The following is a 19,513-nucleotide window of genomic DNA, read 5'->3' as shown; positions in this document are numbered from 1 at the left end:
TCAATAATGTATAATTGGGATAAAAGCTATTATCTCATTAGGAAGTTAAACTTCTCAATATTTTTAAGTGCAATCCCTGTACCTTTAGCTACTGCATGTAGCGGATCTTCTGCTACATAGAACTGGATACCGATCCTGTCAGTAAAACGTTTGCTTAAACCTCTAAGTAAAGCACCTCCACCGGTAAGATATATTCCATTCTTAACGATATCAGCATACAATTCTGGCGGTGTTTGTTCCAAAGCACTCAAGATCGCAGAGTCCATCTTTGATAGTGATTTATCAAGACAATGTGCCATTTCTTGATAAGAAACCGGGATATCCATTGGTAGCGATGTCATTCTATTTGGTCCGTGTACAATGAAATCTTCAGGAACATCTTCGTCCGGCAATTCGGTTAAGGCAGCACCAACAGCGATTTTAATCTTTTCTGCTGTACGCTCCCCTACTTTAATATTATGCTGACGACCCATGTATTCCTGTATATCTTCCGTTAGATCATCTCCCGCAATCTTGATCGACTTGTTGGAAACAATACCTCCCAGAGATATAACAGCAATCTCGGTAGTACCACCACCTATATCAACAATCATGTTGCCTTCGGGTGCTTCTACATCTATGCCGATACCAAGTGCTGCTGCCATTGGCTCATATATCATATATACGTCACGTCCTCCGGCATGTTCTGCCGAGTCGCGGATTGCACGTGTTTCAACTTCAGTACTTCCCGAAGGAATACAAATTACGATACGTAATGATGGTGAAAAAAGACGACCTCTGTTATTGAACATCTTTATTAAACCACGTATCATTTGTTCAGCTGCCGTAAAGTCAGCAATAACACCATCTTTCAAAGGTCTTACTGTACGAATATCTTCGTGAGTTTTACCATGCATTTGGCGAGCTTGCTCCCCTACTGCAATTACTTTACCCGACTTACGCTCCAGAGCAATTACTGATGGTTGGTCAACAACTATTTTTCCTTGATGGATTATAATCGTGTTGGCCGTACCAAGGTCCATTGCTATTTCCTGTGTAAAAGAGAATAATCCCATACTAAAATATATTTCAGGTTTATTTATTTAATAAATTAATGCTTGAAATGACGGATTCCTGTCATTACCATTGAGATATTATGCTCATTACAATAGTCTACCGAAAGATTATCCTTAACAGAGCCTCCAGGTTGTACTACTGCTTTTATTCCTACATTACCCGCTATTTCCACACAATCAGGGAATGGGAAGAATGCATCAGAAGCCATTACTGCTCCGTCCAGATTAAATCCGAATGAATTTGCTTTCTCTATTGCTTGTTTCAACGCATCTACGCGAGATGTTTGTCCTGTACCGCCAGCATATAGCTGCTTGTTCTTAACTAGGATGATAGCATTCGATTTCGTATGTTTCACTAATTTATTAGCAAAAAGTAAATCGTCTAGTTCCGATCCTTCTAATTGTCTGTTGGTTACAAGTTTTAAATCTTCTGCTGTTTGTATACTCAAATCTTTGTCCTGAACTAAAACGCCATTTAATAATGAACGGAATTGTTTTCCACCTTTCAAGTCTTCTTTTTGAACAAGTATAATGCGATTCTTCTTTTGACCTAATATTTCGACTGCATCCTCATCATATCCGGGTGCTATAATTATTTCGAAGAATATATTATTAATTTGTTCAGCTGCAGTTTTATCTATTTTTCTGTTTGTAACAATAATACCACCGAAAGCAGATACAGGATCAGCGGCTAAAGCGTCTTTCCATGCTTCTACTACAGTTGCCCGCGAAGCTATTCCACAAGCATTATTGTGTTTCAGTATTGCAACAGTTGTTTCGTCAAATTCGCTGATCAGACTAACTGACGCTTCAATGTCTAACAGATTATTGTAAGAAATTTCACGGCCATGCAGTTGATCGAACATTGCTTTGAAATCGCCATAAAATGTACCTTTTTGATGTGGATTTTCTCCGTATCTAAGCGGCATTGTATTGTCTTCTGTAGCGCGGAAGGCAGAACCTTCGTTATTGTCCATATAATTAAATATAGCACTGTCATATCCCGATGATACGGCAAATGCTTCTTTTGCAAACCATTTACGATCAGTGATATCTGTCACACCATTTTTTGCCTCTAATATATCCATCAATGGTTGATATTGCTGCTTAGAAGCAACAATAGTAACGTCTTTGAAATTTTTTGCAGCTGCACGAATTAACGAAATACCGCCTATATCTATTTTTTCAATGATAGATTGTTCATCAGCACCAGATGCTACTGTTTCCTCGAAAGGATATAAATCGACAATAACAAGATCTATTTCTTGTATATCGTATGCTTTTATTTGTTTCATGTCCTCAGTAAGATCTCTGCGGCAAAGTATGCCACCAAAGATTTTTGGATGCAGAGTTTTTACTCGTCCACCCAAAATAGATGGATACCCGGTTGTGTCTTCTACTGCATCGCAAGGTAATCCTAACGATGTAATAAAATCTTTCGTCCCACCTGTAGATACGAAACGAACACCAAGGCTATTTAACTTTTTTAAGATTTCATCCAATCCATCTTTATGATAGACTGATACTAAAGCGGTTTTAATTTTTTTCTCTGAAGACATAATTAGTTTAATATCGTATTTTTAAGGGAAACAAAGTTAATAAAACTATTGTTACCTATAGCCCTTTATGAGTGAAATTATTATAATGAAACGAAATAAAAAAGGTCTGATATTATTTAATATCAGACCGTATATTATGAACGGATGTTTATTTATTTCAATAGGTTCTCTATTTTCTCTACCAGAGCGGTTCTTTGCGCTGCTCCGACTTGTTTATCTACGATTTCGCCATTCTTAATAAACAGGATTGTAGGGATATTGCGGATACCATACTTAGATGTTATCTCGTCGTTGTTGTCAACGTCTACTTTCCCTATTATTACTCTACCTTCGTATTCGGTAGCTAAATCTTCGACGATTGGTCCTACCATGCGGCAAGGTCCGCACCATTCTGCCCAAAAATCAATAACGATAGGTTTGTCCGATTTCAATATGTCTTCAAATCCTGCATCTGTAATTTCTAGTGCCATAATTTTTGTCTATTTGTTTATATATATTATTGATAAAATTTATAATTTATTTTTCTTTTGCAAAAGTAACTAAACTATTTTATATATTCAAATTTCTAGTTCACTTTAAATACAAAGCTCTCGTTTTCTATAAGATAATCAATTAGTTCCCGTTTTACATCGATTTTGAGACCTCTGGCAAAAAGTTCTACTTTCATATTCCTTTCACCATCAACTACCTCAAAATATAACAATGAATTTCCCGGATTGTTCTTGGTCAATGTCGATAGTTCTTCCACCATTTGACTATTCATATCATGTAAAGGGAGTACTATAGTTAGTTTCTCAATTAAATGATCCTTTACATCAGGGAGTAGTTGTATCGAGTTTATTTTGAACTCCATTTGATTCGCGTCATACCTTCTACCCTGCACACGTCCTTTTATTAAGACATATAATCCCGGGCGACCATACTTACCAAAATTGATGTAGTCATCGCCAAATAGAGGTATTTCACCGCTTCCTGTAAAATCTTCTATGCGAATGATCATAAATGGTTTGCCATTCTTGGTTATTCCTTCGCGAGCACTCGAAACCAACCCTCCGATTGTTACATCTTTATTCTTTAGCGCGTCTTTATCTTCTATCTCGCTCATACCTACATTACATACGTATTTGAGGATAATAGAAAATTCATCGAGTGGATGGGCTGATAGATAAATACCGATGAGATCGCGCTCCTTATTCAAACGCTCCAAGTCAGACCATTTTTCGATGGTTGGAATCTCGGGGCGGGCAATTTCGAAAAATGTATCATCACCAAACAAAGAGTTATTTGCTTGGTCTTTATCTGCCTGATACTTGTTTCCATAGCGGACAAGTTGGTCAATAAAAGTTTCTCCTTTAGTATTTACACCGAAGAATTGTTCTCTGTCTATTTCAGGAAATCCATCAAATCCTCCTGCAAGAGCTAAGGATTCTATATTTTTCTTGTTACATGTACTAAGATTTACACGTTCTACAAAGTCGAAAATATTTTTGAAAGGCCCATTTTTTGTTCTTTCTTCCAATATATCGTTTACAGCACCGCCCCCTACTCCTTTTACGGCAGCCATTCCAAAACGGATATCTCCTGCTTTATTTACGGAAAATTTAAGAAACGATTCGTTCACATCTGGTCCTAATACATTCATATTCATGGAGCGACATTCGTCCATGAATTTTGTGATTTCAGTAATATTCGATAGATTTCGGGATAATACTGCTGCCATGTACTCTGATGGATAATTGGCTTTTAACCAAGCTGTCTGATAAGCAACCCAAGAGTAACATGTGGCATGCGACTTGTTGAAGGCATAGGATGCAAATTTTTCCCAGTCAGCCCAAATCTTATCCAAAGTTTTCTTTTCGTAGCCATTCTTGGTACCTCCAGCGATAAACTTCTCTTTTAGGGCGTTCATTTTGTCTATCAATTTCTTACCCATTGCTTTACGGAGTTCATCCGATTGACCACGAGTGAAATCAGCAAGAAGGCGCGACAATAACATGACTTGCTCCTGATATACCGTAATGCCATATGTATCATCGAGATATCGTTCCATGATAGGTATATCATATGATATTTCTTCCCTGCCGTGTTTACGAGAAATAAATGATGGGATATAGTCCATTGGCCCCGGACGATATAAGGCATTCATCGCAATCAGGTCTTCGAATTTGGTTGGTTGCAGTTCTTTCAGATATTTTTGCATACCTGCCGACTCAAACTGGAATGTTCCTGTTGTTTTGCCTTGGCTATAAAGTTCGTAAGTCTTTGTATCTTCGAGAGAAATGGTGCTTATATCAATCGTTTCGCCTGTAGTATGTCTTATATTTTCAATAGCTTCTTTGATGATTGATAATGTTTTTAATCCCAAGAAGTCCATCTTGATAAGTCCTGTTTCTTCAATTACAGAACCTTCATATTGAGTTACGAGTATTTTTTCACCTGTTTCTTTATCTTCTGCCGTACTTACCGGTACAACATTAGATATATCATCCTGTCCGATAATAATACCGCAGGCATGTACTCCTATATTCCGTACATTGCCTTCGAGCATTTGAGCATATTTGAGCGTATCACTCATTATCTGATCGCGGCTGTTGGCTGCCTCTTTTAGCTCGGGTACATATTCTATAGCATCGCGTAGGGTAACTTTCTTCTTATCAGGAATACGATCAGGTACAAGTTTTGCTAATCTGTTCGATTCTGATAAAGGCAATTTTTGAACACGAGCTACGTCTTTGATAGCTGATTTAGTAGCCATTGTACCATATGTAATAATATGAGCCACACGTTCTTGTCCGTATTTCTCTGTTACCCATTTCAAGACCTCGCCTCGTCCATCATCATCGAAATCGATATCGATATCGGGCATCGATATACGATCGGGATTTAAGAAACGCTCAAATAGTAAGTCGTATTTAATAGGGTCTATATCCGTTATACCTAGACAGTATGCAACAGCCGATCCGGCTGCCGATCCACGACCCGGTCCAACAGCTACACCCATTGTTCGGGCAGCGTTAATGAAATCCTGTACGATAAGGAAATAACCGGGAAATCCCATCTTTTTCATGACATCCAGTTCAAAATCGATTCGTTCGGCTGTTTCCGGATCCAGTTCTTTTCCATAGCGTTTTTCAACGCCAATCATTGTCAGATATTTTAAGTAGTCCGATTCCAGTTTAATCCTTATTACTTTGTCATATCCGCCCAGACGTTTGTAGGCTTGTTTTCCAAATTCCTCTATTAGGTCATCTTCTGTCAACTTTTGCTTATAGCCTTCTTCTGTTCCAAATGACTCATCTATTGTAAAGAATGGCATCAGGGCATCCGAATCGATGGAGTAATATTCTACTTTATCCGCTATTTCGAGTGTGTTTGTCAGGGCTTCGGGGATATCACCAAACAGCTGGTTCATTTCGGCGGTAGTTTTTAACCACTCTTGCTTTGTATAGCGCATACGCTTCGGATCATCGAAATCTTTACCTGTACTCAGGCATATCAGACGATCGTGTGCATCAGCATCTTCTTCTTCTACAAAGTGAACATCGTTGGTTGCAATAATCTTTACACCCATCTTTTGGGCAATTTTTATCAACTCTATATTCACTTTTTCCTGTAAAGGATATACTTCGCTATTGGCATCTATACGATTGGTTTTGTGGCGTTGCAGCTCAATATAATAGTCCTCACCAAACAAATCTTTAAACCATTGCACGGCGTCTTCGGCTCCTTGCGTATTGCCTGCCATAATGTTTTTTGGGATTTCTCCTCCTAAACAGGCCGAAGATATAATCAGCCCTTCATGGTATTTTTCGAGAAGCTCTTTATCTATACGTGGGCGCATATAATAACCCTCTGTCCAGCTCTGCGAAACCATTTTAATAAGATTCTTATAGCCTTGCAGGTTTTTTGCCAATACGATTAAATGCCATCCGCTCATATCGGGTTTACCTTCTTTGAGTTTACGTCCTCTATGCGCTACATAGCATTCGCAGCCTAAAATGGGCTTGAATCTCTTTGCTTCCTCTTCTTTTATTTGTGTTCTAAGAGCCTCAATTTGTCCGGTCTTGTTTTCAGAATCTTCCGATTCTTCAATGCTTTTGATTTCGGCTTTTAGCTCTTTTATTTTGCTGTTATATTTAGAGTTTTTCTTATTGGCGTAGTTATAAAACTCCTTGATACCAAACATAGAACCATGATCGGTAAGAGCAATGGCTTTCATACCATCACCTGAGGCTTTGTCTATAAGCTTAGATATACTTGCCTGACCATCGAGCAGCGAATATTGCGAATGGACGTGTAGATGTACAAAATTATTCATGTTATATTTCAGTAATTATAGAAGTTATAAAGATACAATGAGATCATATCTTTTAGAAGAAAACTATCGAAGAGTTTTCAACAATAAGCTATTTATATAAAGTAAGCAGCTATACAAAGATAGCCTAAGATGATAAAAAATAGCGCTTACTTCTTGCTAAAACATATTAAAATAAGTAGATGTTTGCCGCTGCAAAAATATATCTATAAATTTGCTGGTACTTATAGACATATTACATGATAAAGAAAAGCTTATTACTTACTACACTTATATTAATTTCCCTTTCATTTTTTGCTCAATCGGTAAAAATTAGCGGAGTTGTATATGATGCAAATAAAAAGCCTCTTTCGCATGTATCTGTTTCTTCAAAGGATATTGGTCAAACGAATGGGACTTTTACTACTAATAAGGGAGAGTATTCATTAAATATAATCACTAAAGATTCTGTTAAAATAATATTTTCATCAATTGGATTCCAAACGATCTACCTTACTATTCCACCCTTGACCGAAGATATAAATCTTAATGTTATAATGAAAGATGCTGATCAGAATCTTGAATCGGTAGTAATAAACGCGGATGGGAAAAGCAGGATGCTGAATATGACTGTAGATGTATTCGATCCTAAACGTCGATCCTATTTATTGGATAGCAGCATAGAGTCTTTGTTATTTTCTTTTTCAGGGGTTAGTTCTACGAATGAATTGAGTTCCCAGTATTTAGTAAGGGGTGGTAATTTCGATGAAAATGTTATCTATGTAAATGGTGTAGAGATACATCGCCCACTATTGATTCGTTCGGGACAACAGGAAGGCTTAAGTTTTATCAATCCTAATATGGTGCAGTCGGTGGCTTTTTCGAGCGGTGGCTATAATGCCGAATATGGTGATAGAATGTCTTCTGTCTTAGATGTTCAATACAAAAAACCACAGCGGTTCGAAGGATCAGTTGGAGCCAGTTTAATGGATGGTAGTGTATATATTGGTAATGCAACGAATACTTTTTCGCAAATGACTAGTGTAAGGTATAAAAATACCAGATCGGTATTGAATACTACTGATACAAGAGCTGAGTATGACCCTTCGTTCCTCGATTTGCAATCATATATGACATATAGCCTCTCTCCAAAATGGGACATTAGTTTTTTAGGGAATTATTCACGTAATGCTTACCAGTTTACTCCTCAGACACGCTCAACCAATTTCGGGACAGTTGAGCGATTGAGAAACTTTAAAGTCTTTTTTGATGGATGGGAAGATGATAAGTTTATAACTTACCAAGGAGCTTTAACTTTGAAAGGAAAGATAAATGATAATTTGGAACTAGGTATTATGTCTTCAGCTTTCTCATCTGATGAACACGAACGATTTGATATAGAAGGTCGATATAGACTTACCGAAATCAATACTTTAGATGGTTCTGATAGTGAAACGAATAATCTTCTTGGGATAGGTACTTATCACAATCATGCCCGCAATAAACTGGATATTGATGTATATAATATCACTCATTTTGGTAGTTTAAAACTTGATAAACATCTCATAAAATGGGGATTATCATTTCAGCAAGAGCAAATCAAAGACCGCATCAGCGAATGGGAAATGCGTGATTCTACAGGCTACTCACTGCCCAACGATGGCATCACGGTAAATATGTTTTCCAATCTTAAATCAAATAATAAGGTCAATTCTACACGTATATCAGGATATTTACAAGAAAGATATCAGTTTAATACTGATCGAGGATTATTTACACTCAATGCCGGCTTAAGAGCCAGTTATTGGGATTTTAATAACGAACTGTTGGTAAGTCCACGTCTTGCGTTGTTATTTATACCTGCTGCTAACGAAAACTTTACTTTCCGTTTGGCAGGAGGTGCATATTATCAGGCTCCATTTTATCGTGAGTATCAACAAGTGGTAGATGTAGAAGGGAATAATGTTATAGTACCGAATAAGGATATTAAATCTCAAAAATCGCAACATTTTATATTAGGTAGTGATTATCATTTTAAATCCGGTGAGCGGGCTTTTAAATTTTCGAGTGAATTATTCTACAAACGTTTATCTGATGTAATACCTTATACAATAGATAATGTAAGGGTTAGATATTCAGGTGAAAATGAAGGGACTGGCTATATAACAGGAATCGATATGCAGTTGTATGGTGAATTTGTAACAGGAACCAGCAGTTGGATTAGTTTATCGCTAATGAAAACTCGACAAGATATAAATGGTATAAAAACGCCACTACCTACTGATCAACGTTATAATATATCAGTTTATCTGCAAGATTATTTTCCGGGTTATGATCGTATAAAGATGAGTTTTAGGGGTGCTTTCTCTGATGGATTGCCATTTGCTGCGCCAAATAAGAGTTTCAGTGATGGTTATTTTCGTGCACCTGCGTATAAGCGTGCGGATATCGGTTTTTCGTGGGAGATTCTGGGCGAAAATTATGCCATTAGAAATAAGAACTCGTTTTGCAAAGTATTCAAAAATGTATGGCTAGGCTTAGATGTATTTAATTTGTTCGATATAAAAAATGTAAACACATATTATTGGATTACAGACGTTTATTCTAATCAATACGCTATTCCTAATTATTTAACAGGTAGACAATTGAATATCAGGTTGCTTGCCGACTTTTAAGCTGTTTTAATACAAAACGTAGATTCTTCGAGAGAAAAAAAGTATAACTTTACTCTTACTAAATAGATATATTCTCTAAATAAAAAATCAATGAACAATTTCACATTTACAAATCCTGTAAAAATAATCTTCGGAAAAGATACAATCAAAAATATTACAAGTGAAATACCTGCAGGCAGTAAAGTTCTTATTACTTACGGTGGAGGTAGTATCAAGAAAAATAATGTATATGAGCAGGTTATAAATGCTCTTTCTTCTTTCGAATACACAGAATTTTCGGGAATAGAAGCTAATCCACATTTCGAAACCTGTATGAAAGCTGTGGCTTTGATAAAAGAGAAACATATTGACTATGTTTTGGCTGTTGGTGGAGGTTCTGTTATAGATGCTACCAAATTTATAGTTGCAGCAGCATGCTTCGATGACAGTGATCCTTGGCAGATATTATCTAAAGGACTCGAAATAAAGAAAGCTTTACCATTTGGCACCGTGTTGACGATTTCGGCTACAGGTTCTGAAATGAATGATGGCGGTGTAATAACCAAAGCTGCGACTCAGGAAAAACTGGCTTTCTCCTCTCCTCTTGTATTTCCTAAATTCTCGGTTCTTGACCCTACTGTAACATTTAGTTTGCCTCCTCGTCAGATTGCTAATGGTGTGGTAGATGCTTTCATACATGTAATAGAGCAATACTTGACTTATAATGAAGGAGATTCGTTACTGCAAGATTTAATGTCGGAAGCTATATTGAAAACGCTTGTATTGGAAGGCCCTAAGGCATTGGAGAATCCTACGGATTATGATGTAAGAGCAAATCTGATGTGGGCTTCTACATGGGCATTAAATTACTGGATTTCGTGCGGAGTACCCCAAGATTGGGCTACCCATATGATTGGTCATGAGCTAACTGCTTTCTATGGTTTGGATCATGCTCAGACTCTGGCAATTGTACTGCCGGGTGTAATGACAAGATTGAAAGACCAGAAAGCGAAAAAAATAAAACGACTAGGTAAAGAAGTATTTGGCTTACAAGCTACTTCTGATAGCGAATTAATAGATAAAACGATTGCAGCAGTAGAAGGTTTCTTTGAGCAAATGGGAAATAAGACTCACTTATCGGATTACGGTTTGGGTGAAGACGCAATTAAAAAAGTGGAGAAACGTTTTATTGAACGTGGTTGGAAACTTGGTGAGTGCAAAAATATAACATCGGATGTTGTAGTAGAAATACTCAGACTGAGATTATGATAAAAGCTTCGAAGCAGCTTTATTATATATTGTTGCTGATTATTACTTTAATAATCAGCAATAATTGCTTTGGTCAATTTGATTATAATAAATACGCAAAAATATCTGAATTTAGTTTCGAATCGATATTTGGTGCTAAAAAATCGGAACCTAATAATACATATACATTATTGGGAACAGGTTTTTTTAGGTCTCCTCGCAGTAATAATATTGACAGTTTAGTAAATACTTGGATAAAGAAACATCCTTCAGCTGTTGTTACTTCTGTCTCATCCATATCACCAATCACTACTAATAATCCTAACTCTAAGCTTATCTATTGTTGGGTTATGCAAGGTTCAGATACATTGAATATTTATCTTGTGCGTAATGGTGCTTGTCCGGGAGGTACAATGTTACGCCCACGAACAAATAGTGAGGAAGGTAAAGCCGAATCTAAGGATTCTGATACCCGGATATTAATAGATAAGGAAACGTACAATGATTTTATTGAAAAAGTTAAGGTGGCAGAATTATATGCCCGAAACAAAAAGCTAGGAATTTGGGCTGATTTGAAAAATGGGGATTAGAAACTTTCTATGTTATTTGATATACATCAAATCACTCATTATACCATCCGATATAAATATACCTTCGCGTGTTAGCTTTAATATACTATTCTCATTTTTGACAAAGTCTTGATCGACATATCTTTGCACGTTATTCAAACAGTAAGTCAGCATTTTATCACCAAAACGATTTTTAACCTCTGCTAAATTAACACCCCACATGGTGCGCAGACCTGTGAGTATGAAATCATTGTATTGTGATGTCGGGTCGAGATATTCAATTTCAATATCGGGATTCTTATTATCAATACCTGCTATATATTTGGATATGGAGGCTATATTCCATGCACGATTTTGTCCATCGAATGAATGCGCAGCAGGTCCCAAGCCTAGGTATTTTTCCCCTAGCCAGTACGAACTATTATGTTTTGCATACAGATTGTTTTTAGCAAAATTAGATATCTCATAATGTTCAAATCCGGCATCATTCAATTTATCTATCATTACGGAAAACATATCTACACTCATATCTTCGGCTACAGGCATTACTTCGCCTTGCTTGAACAACTTGAACAGTTTAGTTCCTTGCTCGTATATAAGATGATAAGATGATATATGCTGTACATCAAGCGATATAGCTTCTTCCAGATTATTCATCCAAATATCCATTGTCTGATTGGGAAGTCCATACATCAGGTCGATACTTATATTATCAAAACCAGCTTGTTTACAGAGTTTGACAACATCTTTTGCTCGTTGTGCCGAATGTCGCCTTTTTAAGAAATTGAGTTCCTTGTCATTAAAGCTTTGTATTCCTATACTGAGCCTATTGAATGGTAATGACTGAATCATCGAAATATATGATTCACTCAGATCATCGGGATTGGCTTCCATGGTAATTTCCGCATTCGGAATCACCTCAAAGCTATTATTAATAGCCTCAAATATATGCTTGAAATCATCTTCTGATAATTGAGAGGGTGTTCCTCCTCCAAAATAGATAGTCTTTATCGGTTCTTTTCCCAGATAATCTTTGCGAAGTTCTATTTCTTTAGCAACAGCAGAAATATATCCTGTTTTTGAAGATGTATTAGTCTGAGTGAAGAAATCACAATAGATACATCTTGTTTTGCAATAAGGAACGTGAATATAAATGGCTGCCATCTTTTTAGTGAGACTTATTCTTGATACATTTTATCGATTATATCCTTATATTTCTCTGCAACGAACTTACGCTTAACCTTTAAAGTGTTTGTCAGTTCGCCTTTTTCCATAGTGAGTGGTTCAGGAAGAAGGGTATATTTCTTTATCTTTTCGTAAGGAGCAAAATGTGCTTGCAATAACTCTATGCGGCTATCGAGCATTCGAAGAAAGTCTTTATTGGTAAGTAAATCTTCCTCTTCTTCATAAGGAATACTGTTTTCATCTGCATATTCTTTTACAGCTTTGTAGTCAGGAACTATAAGAGCACTCACAAACTTGCGTTCGTCGGCAATGGCGACAATCATGTCGATATATTTATCTTCGCCTACACGTGTCTCAATAGCCTGAGGAGCTATATACTTACCATTAGATGTTTTGTACAAATCTTTTATTCGTTCAGTCATGTACAACACGCCATTTTCAAATCGTCCGGCATCACCTGTTCTGAAAAATCCATCTTCGGTGAATGATTTCGCTGTTTCTTCCGGTTTATTATAATACTCTCTTAATACTGTTTTACCTTTCACCAGAATCTCGTCACCCTCTCCTAGTTTTACTTCTACACCAGGCATTATAGTTCCCACCGAACCTATAATAAATCCTTTTGGTGGATAAAAACTAACGGTAGCAGATGTCTCGGTTAGTCCATAACCAACAATGATAGGGATATTTACAGATAAAAGGAATTCGCAGATAGCATCTGAAATGGGCGCACCAGCGCAAGGGAAAAGGTTTCCTCTTTCGATACCTACAACCATTTTTAATACTCTGAATACCGTGTTGTTATAGATATGAAATTTAATCTTAGTTCCTGTCGAAATTTTGATTCCATTATTTTTATAATCCAGATTATATTTTTTGCCGGCTCTTATAGCATCGGTATACAACCATTTCATAAAGCCTTTGGATGAGTTTATCTTCTCACTAACTCCGGCATATACTTTTTCCCAAAAACGAGGAACACTGCACATTAGTGTAGGGTGTACCTGTTTTATCGATTTTTGTATCTCTTTCGCATCTTGATTCATTGCTATAGTCACCCCTTTGTGAATACAATAGTATGACCACGCCTTTTCGAATATATGTGCGAGAGGTAGAAAATTCATCGAAAGATCTTTGTTCGTAACCATTGGCAGTCGTATATCATGGATACGGAAGAGCTCTAAAAAGCATGAGTGAGGAAGAACTACACCTTTGGGTTCGCCTGTTGTTCCCGATGTGTATATAATACATGCGATATCAGTTTCTTGTCTTGACTTTGTACGAACATTGACCAATACTTCTGCATCCGAATTTTCGCCTGTAGCTATGAAATTGTCGTAATAAACAGATGTCTTATCTTCTGGATGAAATTTGACAGCATTGTCGAAAACAATGATTTTCTTTAATACAGAAGAGTCTTGCTGTACTTTGAAAGCATTATTGTATTGAAATTGTTCACCAACAAACAATAATTTTATTTGAGCATCATTTACTATATATTCTACCTGTGCCGGTGACGAAGTCGCGTAAATAGGGACATTGGAGGCTCTATTCGCGTACGAACCGAATTCAGTGAATAAGTACTGCGCCATATTTTGGGAGTAAATTCCGATTCTATCCTCTTCTTTTACACCTAGTTCAGCCATTGCCCAAGCAGTTTTTTGAACTGTCTTAGAGAATACTTTCCAAGAAATATTTTTCCATTTCTTTTCAACGCTGTTTCTATACTTAAGGGCTGTACGTTTGCCATATCTGGCAGCTTGTCTGTGCACAAGCACGGCTAAATGATAGTAATTCATGGTTGTTTACCTATTAATATATCGCAAAGTTAGATTTTAATATGATAAAACTGTCAAGTATAACGGTTTTTTATAGTTGATTAGGCACCTGTTGTCTGGTCAATTATGCGTATTATGTAATATCGTCAATAATGTTAAAGATTGATTGTCAACTTCATTCTCAAATTAATATTATTCCAAATTATATATATTACTTTTGTAGGCAAATAATTGATCTATGGCAGAGGGTAAAATGAAAAGTTTGGCGAAGGATACGGCGATCTACGGATTGAGCAGTATTGTTGGTCGCTTTCTTAATTGGTGCTTGACGCCATTGCATGTATATATTTTTACCAATCCTATCGAATATGGGAAAGTCAGTTATATATATGGTTTTACGGCTCTCTTTATGGTATTGCTTACATATGGTATGGAGACGGGTTTCTTCCGTTTTATGAATAAAGAAGATGAGAATTCGACAACTGTATATTCAACATCTTTGATATCATTAGGTACAAGTTCTCTTCTATTTATACTTTCCTGCTTTATATTTATTGGTCCTATTTCTTCGTGGATGGACTATACCGATCATCCCGAACATATATTGATGATGGTTATTGTGGTGGCTTTAGATGCATTCATGACGATTCCCTACGCCTATCTGCGTTATAAAAAAAGACCAATACGTTTTGCAACAGTAAGGCTGGCATTTATCTTCTTCAATATACTGTTTAATGTGTTTTTTCTTGTTATTTGCCCGTCAATATACACATCATATCCATCGTTGATCGATTGGTTCTACGTTCTTGATTATGGCATAGGGTATATATTCCTAGCCAATATGATTAGCACTGTTATCATTCTTATTATGTTAGTTCCTAATATGATGGGATTCAAATATAACTTTGATAAACAGTTACTCGGGCGCATTTTAAAATATTCATATCCACTACTAATATTAGGTGTTGCAGGTGTTATTAATCAGGCTGTAGCACAATTGACCTATCCTTATATATTTGACGATAAGGATGAAGCTTTTAGTCAATTAGGTATTTATAGTGCTTGTTTGAAAATCACCTTGGTTATTGCTATGTTTACGCAAGCATTTCGTTATGCTTACGAACCTTTTATTTTTGCACAGAATAAAGATAAAGACAATACTCGATCGTATGCACAGGCAATGAAATACTTTATCATATTTGCTTTATTGGTATTTTTGGGTGTAACATTTTACATGGATATATTGAAATATTTTGTTGGTGAAAGATACAGGGCTGGTGTTGATATTGTCCCTATAGCTATGATGGGTGAGATATTTTTTGGTATCTATTTCAATTTATCGGTGTGGTATAAACTTACCGATAAAACACATTTTGGAGCAAGCTTTTCCATATTCGGTTGTATTATTACCGTTCTCATAAATATAATATTTGTACCTATATATGGCTATGTAGCCAGTGCTTGGGCTACATTCTTCTGTAACCTGATAATAATGTCTATCTCCTATTATTTTGGTCAGAAGTATTATCCTATAAAATATAACGTAAAAGTGATCGGATTTTATACCATACTGACCTTGGTATTTTATCTGGCAGGAACTCAATTGTATATTGAGAATGAGATTTTACGATTACTATACCGTACAGTATTACTAATCATATTTACTGTAATTATTATCAAGCGAGATTTGCCTTTAAGTCAAATACCTATTATCAATAAGTACTTTAGAAAGTAACACAATTGAAATACAATATTTATAAATTATAATAAACTAAAATGAGAAAATTATTTTTAGGGATAGTTATTTTCTTCTTAGCTTTTTCGGTAAAAGCTGATGAAGGGATGTGGCTATTAAAAGAACTCAATGAATTGAGTGTAGCTCGAATGAAAGAGCTGGGTTTCACATTTCCTACGGATAGTATTTATAGTGAAACAAATCCATCGTTAAAAGATGCTGTTGTAATATTTGGCGGAGGCTGTACAGGTGTTGCTGTATCCGATCAGGGATTGATTTTCACTAATCACCACTGTGGTTATGGTGCCATTCAGAAGTTGAGTTCGGTAGAGCATGACTATTTGAAAGATGGCTTTGTGAGTCAAACGTTTGATGAAGAGTTGAAGGCAGATGGTTTGTCTGTGTCGTTTTTACAAAAAGTAGAAGATATAACAGCCTATGTTACAGCCGGAGTATCGGAAAATGATAGTGAAGAAGTGCGCCAAACTAAAATAGATTCATTATCGCAAGAGTATTTGAAACAATATGAGGGTAATGAGTTTTTAACTGCAAAAGTAGTACCCTTCTATTCACACAACAAGTATTATGTGGTTGTTTATGAAGTATTCAAAGATGTGAGATTGGCATTTGCTCCGCCATCATCTGTCGGTAAATTTGGGGGTGAAACAGACAATTGGATGTGGCCACGTCAGACAGGCGATTTCTCAGTATTTCGTGTATATGCCAATAAAGATAATGGTGCAGCTTATTACAGTGCTGAAAATGTACCTTACAAACCTAAATATTCAGTGCCTGTTTCATTGAAGGGGTATGAGGACAATAGTTATGCAATGACTATTGGCTATCCCGGAAGTACAGAACGCTATATGACATCATGGGGTATTACTCAAATGGTTGAATCGGAGCATAAACCACGTATCGAAGTTCGTGGAGCAAAACAAGATATATGGAGAGCAGCAATGAATGCTGATGACGCAATTCGTATAAAATATGCATCGAAATATGCAGGTAGCTCTAACTATTGGAAAAATGCAATGGGGATGAATGAAGCTATTGCTAAGCTAGATGTAATAAAAGGAAAAGAAGAGCTTGAAGCCCGATTCAATCAGTGGATTGCTTCAGATGCAAGCAGGCAAACTAAATATGGTTCGGCACTTCCCGCGCTAAAAGAAGCATACGAGGCAACTATGGATGATGCTAAGATACGTACTTACTTTCAGGAGACTTTCTACAATGGTATTGAGGTTGTCCGTTTTGCGAGCACTGCATATTATGTGAGTAACGATAGTACAATTACAAATAAGGAGACCTCATTGAGAGGAAGGTTGACTACTCCTTACAAAGATTATGAGCCTAACTTGGATAAAGTAGTAATGCCTGTATTGCTTAGACTGTATGCAGAAAGAGTTCCGGCTGCGAATTTACCAAGTGTATATAAAACTATTGAGAAAAAATTCAAAGGTGATTATGATAAGTATGCAGAATGGTTTTATAAAACAACTAAGTTTACAAATTTGGAAGATGTAATTGCTTTAATCAGCAGTGGTAAAAAGAAAGATATAGAAAAAGATCCTGCTATTGAGCTTGCTAATTCGCTAACATCATGCATGGAGTATATATACAATAAGTTGTCTCCTTATTATCCTGCAATGAGCCAAGGCGATCGTTTGTTTATGGCTGGATTGATGGAAATGGAGCCTAATAAAGCTTTCTCTCCAGATGCTAACTTTACTCAACGTTTAAGTTATGGTTCTGTAGGTGGTTATAAGCCTGCTGATGCAGTGTACTACGATTATTTCTCGACATCGGAAGGTGTATTGGAAAAGGAAGTGGCCGGTGATCCTGAATTTGGTGTGCAAGAGTACATTCTTGATAATTTGAGATCAGGTAATTTTGGTCAATATGCAGATAAAGACGGTACTATGCATGTAAACTTCCTTTCTAATAATGATATTACAGGAGGAAATTCGGGTAGCCCTGTATTCGATGGCCAGGCGCAACTTATCGGATTAGCTTTCGATGGTAACTGGGAGGCTCTAAGCGGTGATATTGTATTTGAGCCAAAGGTACAACGTACCATCAGCGTAGATATTCGTTATGTACTTTACACAATAGATAAAGTAATGAAATGTCCTCGTATTATAAACGAATTGAAGATTGTGAAATAAAAGCACAATCATATATAATAAAAAAGACCTGCAAGAAATTGCAGGTCTTTTTTATTATAAATTAAAGAACGATTAATTAATAAACGTGTCCATCATCTTCGAAGTCTTTCACATCGAAAGGTTTTTTCTCCATTACTCCCCATGCATATATAATATATCCCAGTACTATTGGTACAAGAATAGATACTACAGCCATAACTGAAAGAGTAAACTCACTTGAAGAAGCATTCTCGATTGTAAGAGAGCTTTGCAAATCGTGGGTTGAAGGATAGAAAGCTGTATTGTTGAAACCTGTTATAAGAAGCAGGCAGCATACTGTCAAAACTGTTCCTATCCCTGAAAACCAGATACCTTTATTATATTCGCTGCTGATTATTGATTTACCGATCCCTAGAAGAACCAATAAAACACCTGCAACAAATAATATTCCAACCACTGGCATTTCTAGTAAGTTATTGAAATATTTGTAGAGAACCATTGACACTTCTTTGGTTTCAGGATCTACAGCAAATCCGGGAGATGCGAATGTCCAGATAACAAATACTAAGAAAAATAGAACAAATGGAAATGCATTAAACATTAGAAGTTTACGAGCTCTTGATACCAACTTCTCATCTTGCAGACGATTGATAAAGAACAAACAAGCTAAGGTTCTGGATAAGAAGAAAACTGCAAGCCCAAGCGTCCAGTTACGGGGATTAGCTAATGCTTCTAATCCGTGCCATGCACTCTCCCAACGGCTGATTGTAGGATTAATCAAATCTGTAATATTTCCTTTTCCTACAGTAAATTCAGAACCGGTAAAAAATGTAGCAATAGCGGTTCCTAGTAAAAAAGTACCAAGTAATCCATTTAAGAATAAGAAAACCTGATACGTTCTTTTTCCGTAAACATTGCCCGGTTTCGACTGAAATTCGTAAGATACTGCTTGTATAACAAAACAAAACAGAATTGCCATCCATACCCAATATGCTCCACCGAAACTAGTAGAATAAAATAGTGGGAATGAAGCAAACATAGCTCCACCAAATGTTACAAGAGTAGTAAATGTATATTCCCACTTACGTCCTAAAGCATTTACTAATATATGGCGCTCTTTTTTATCTCTGGCTAGTGAGAACAACATCGATTGTCCTCCTTGCACAAAGAGAAGGAAGGAAAGGAGTCCACCAATCAAGCTAATTAAGAACCACCAATAATGTTGTAAAAATGAATATGTAATCATAATTATATCTTTTTATTTATTTAAAAATCTGATTTACACTTAA

At 36.4% G+C, this 19,513-nt stretch carries 12 protein-coding genes; 5 read left to right on the top strand and 7 right to left on the bottom strand.

Annotated features, from left to right (window positions below):
- Positions 1-29: 29 nt before the first annotated feature.
- From G7Y56_RS03760 to dnaE, 4 genes are all read right to left on the bottom strand, one after another.
- Positions 30-1,055 (bottom strand): rod shape-determining protein, encoded by a 1,026-nt coding sequence (locus tag G7Y56_RS03760; protein ID WP_165041205.1) that lies wholly within the window; start codon positions 1,053-1,055, stop codon positions 30-32.
- A gap of 35 nt (positions 1,056-1,090) precedes the next feature.
- A complete protein-coding gene (purH, locus tag G7Y56_RS03755) occupies positions 1,091-2,614 on the bottom strand; it encodes a bifunctional phosphoribosylaminoimidazolecarboxamide formyltransferase/IMP cyclohydrolase (RefSeq protein ID WP_165041203.1) in 1,524 nt (507 codons plus the stop codon).
- A gap of 152 nt (positions 2,615-2,766) precedes the next feature.
- Positions 2,767-3,084, bottom strand: a complete 318-nt coding sequence (gene trxA, locus G7Y56_RS03750; protein ID WP_165024762.1) for a thioredoxin — start codon at positions 3,082-3,084, stop codon at positions 2,767-2,769.
- Positions 3,085-3,179: 95 nt separating this feature from the next.
- A complete protein-coding gene (dnaE, locus tag G7Y56_RS03745) occupies positions 3,180-6,932 on the bottom strand; it encodes a DNA polymerase III subunit alpha (RefSeq protein WP_165041200.1) in 3,753 nt (1,250 codons plus the stop codon).
- Positions 6,933-7,168: 236 nt separating this feature from the next.
- Here dnaE and G7Y56_RS03740 point away from each other — a divergent pair, with 236 nt between their 5' ends.
- The 3 genes from G7Y56_RS03740 to G7Y56_RS03730 all read left to right on the top strand — a co-directional run bounded on the left by G7Y56_RS03740 (position 7,169) and on the right by G7Y56_RS03730 (position 11,400).
- Positions 7,169-9,583, top strand: a complete 2,415-nt coding sequence (locus tag G7Y56_RS03740; RefSeq protein WP_165041198.1) for a TonB-dependent receptor — start codon at positions 7,169-7,171, stop codon at positions 9,581-9,583.
- Between the two features lie 90 nt (positions 9,584-9,673).
- Positions 9,674-10,831 carry an iron-containing alcohol dehydrogenase gene (locus tag G7Y56_RS03735; RefSeq protein ID WP_165041196.1) on the top strand — a complete coding sequence of 386 codons (1,158 nt, stop codon included), beginning with the start codon at positions 9,674-9,676 and terminating at the stop codon, positions 10,829-10,831.
- On the top strand, positions 10,828-11,400 hold the full coding sequence (locus tag G7Y56_RS03730; RefSeq protein WP_165041194.1) for a hypothetical protein: 573 nt from the start codon (positions 10,828-10,830) through the stop codon (positions 11,398-11,400). Before G7Y56_RS03735 ends, G7Y56_RS03730 begins: the two co-directional genes overlap by 4 nt.
- A gap of 12 nt (positions 11,401-11,412) precedes the next feature.
- On the opposite strand, the gene hemW is transcribed toward G7Y56_RS03730, so the two are convergent.
- On the bottom strand, positions 11,413-12,543 hold the full coding sequence (gene hemW, locus G7Y56_RS03725; protein WP_165041192.1) for a radical SAM family heme chaperone HemW: 1,131 nt from the start codon (positions 12,541-12,543) through the stop codon (positions 11,413-11,415).
- A gap of 14 nt (positions 12,544-12,557) precedes the next feature.
- A complete protein-coding gene (locus tag G7Y56_RS03720; RefSeq protein ID WP_165041190.1) occupies positions 12,558-14,363 on the bottom strand; it encodes a long-chain fatty acid--CoA ligase in 1,806 nt (601 codons plus the stop codon).
- Positions 14,364-14,580: 217 nt separating this feature from the next.
- Between G7Y56_RS03720 and G7Y56_RS03715 the strand changes: the two genes are divergently transcribed.
- Together G7Y56_RS03715 and G7Y56_RS03710 are read left to right on the top strand one after the other, a co-directional pair.
- Positions 14,581-16,077: an oligosaccharide flippase family protein gene (locus G7Y56_RS03715; RefSeq protein ID WP_165041188.1), complete on the top strand. Its 1,497-nt coding sequence runs from the start codon at positions 14,581-14,583 to the stop codon at positions 16,075-16,077.
- Positions 16,078-16,118: 41 nt separating this feature from the next.
- Positions 16,119-18,245: a S46 family peptidase gene (locus G7Y56_RS03710; protein WP_165024743.1), complete on the top strand. Its 2,127-nt coding sequence runs from the start codon at positions 16,119-16,121 to the stop codon at positions 18,243-18,245.
- A 76-nt stretch (positions 18,246-18,321) separates the two neighbouring features.
- Here the strand turns inward: G7Y56_RS03710 and G7Y56_RS03705 are convergent, their stop codons facing one another.
- Positions 18,322-19,470 (bottom strand): cytochrome d ubiquinol oxidase subunit II, encoded by a 1,149-nt coding sequence (locus G7Y56_RS03705; RefSeq protein ID WP_185153981.1) that lies wholly within the window; start codon positions 19,468-19,470, stop codon positions 18,322-18,324.
- Between the last annotated feature and the right edge of the window lie 43 nt (positions 19,471-19,513).

This window comes from Dysgonomonas sp. ZJ709, from assembly GCF_011039195.1.
Lineage (GTDB): Bacteria > Bacteroidota > Bacteroidia > Bacteroidales > Dysgonomonadaceae > Dysgonomonas.
The sequence above is the reverse complement of the archived record's forward strand: the minus strand, read 5'-3'. Positions and strand labels throughout refer to the sequence as shown.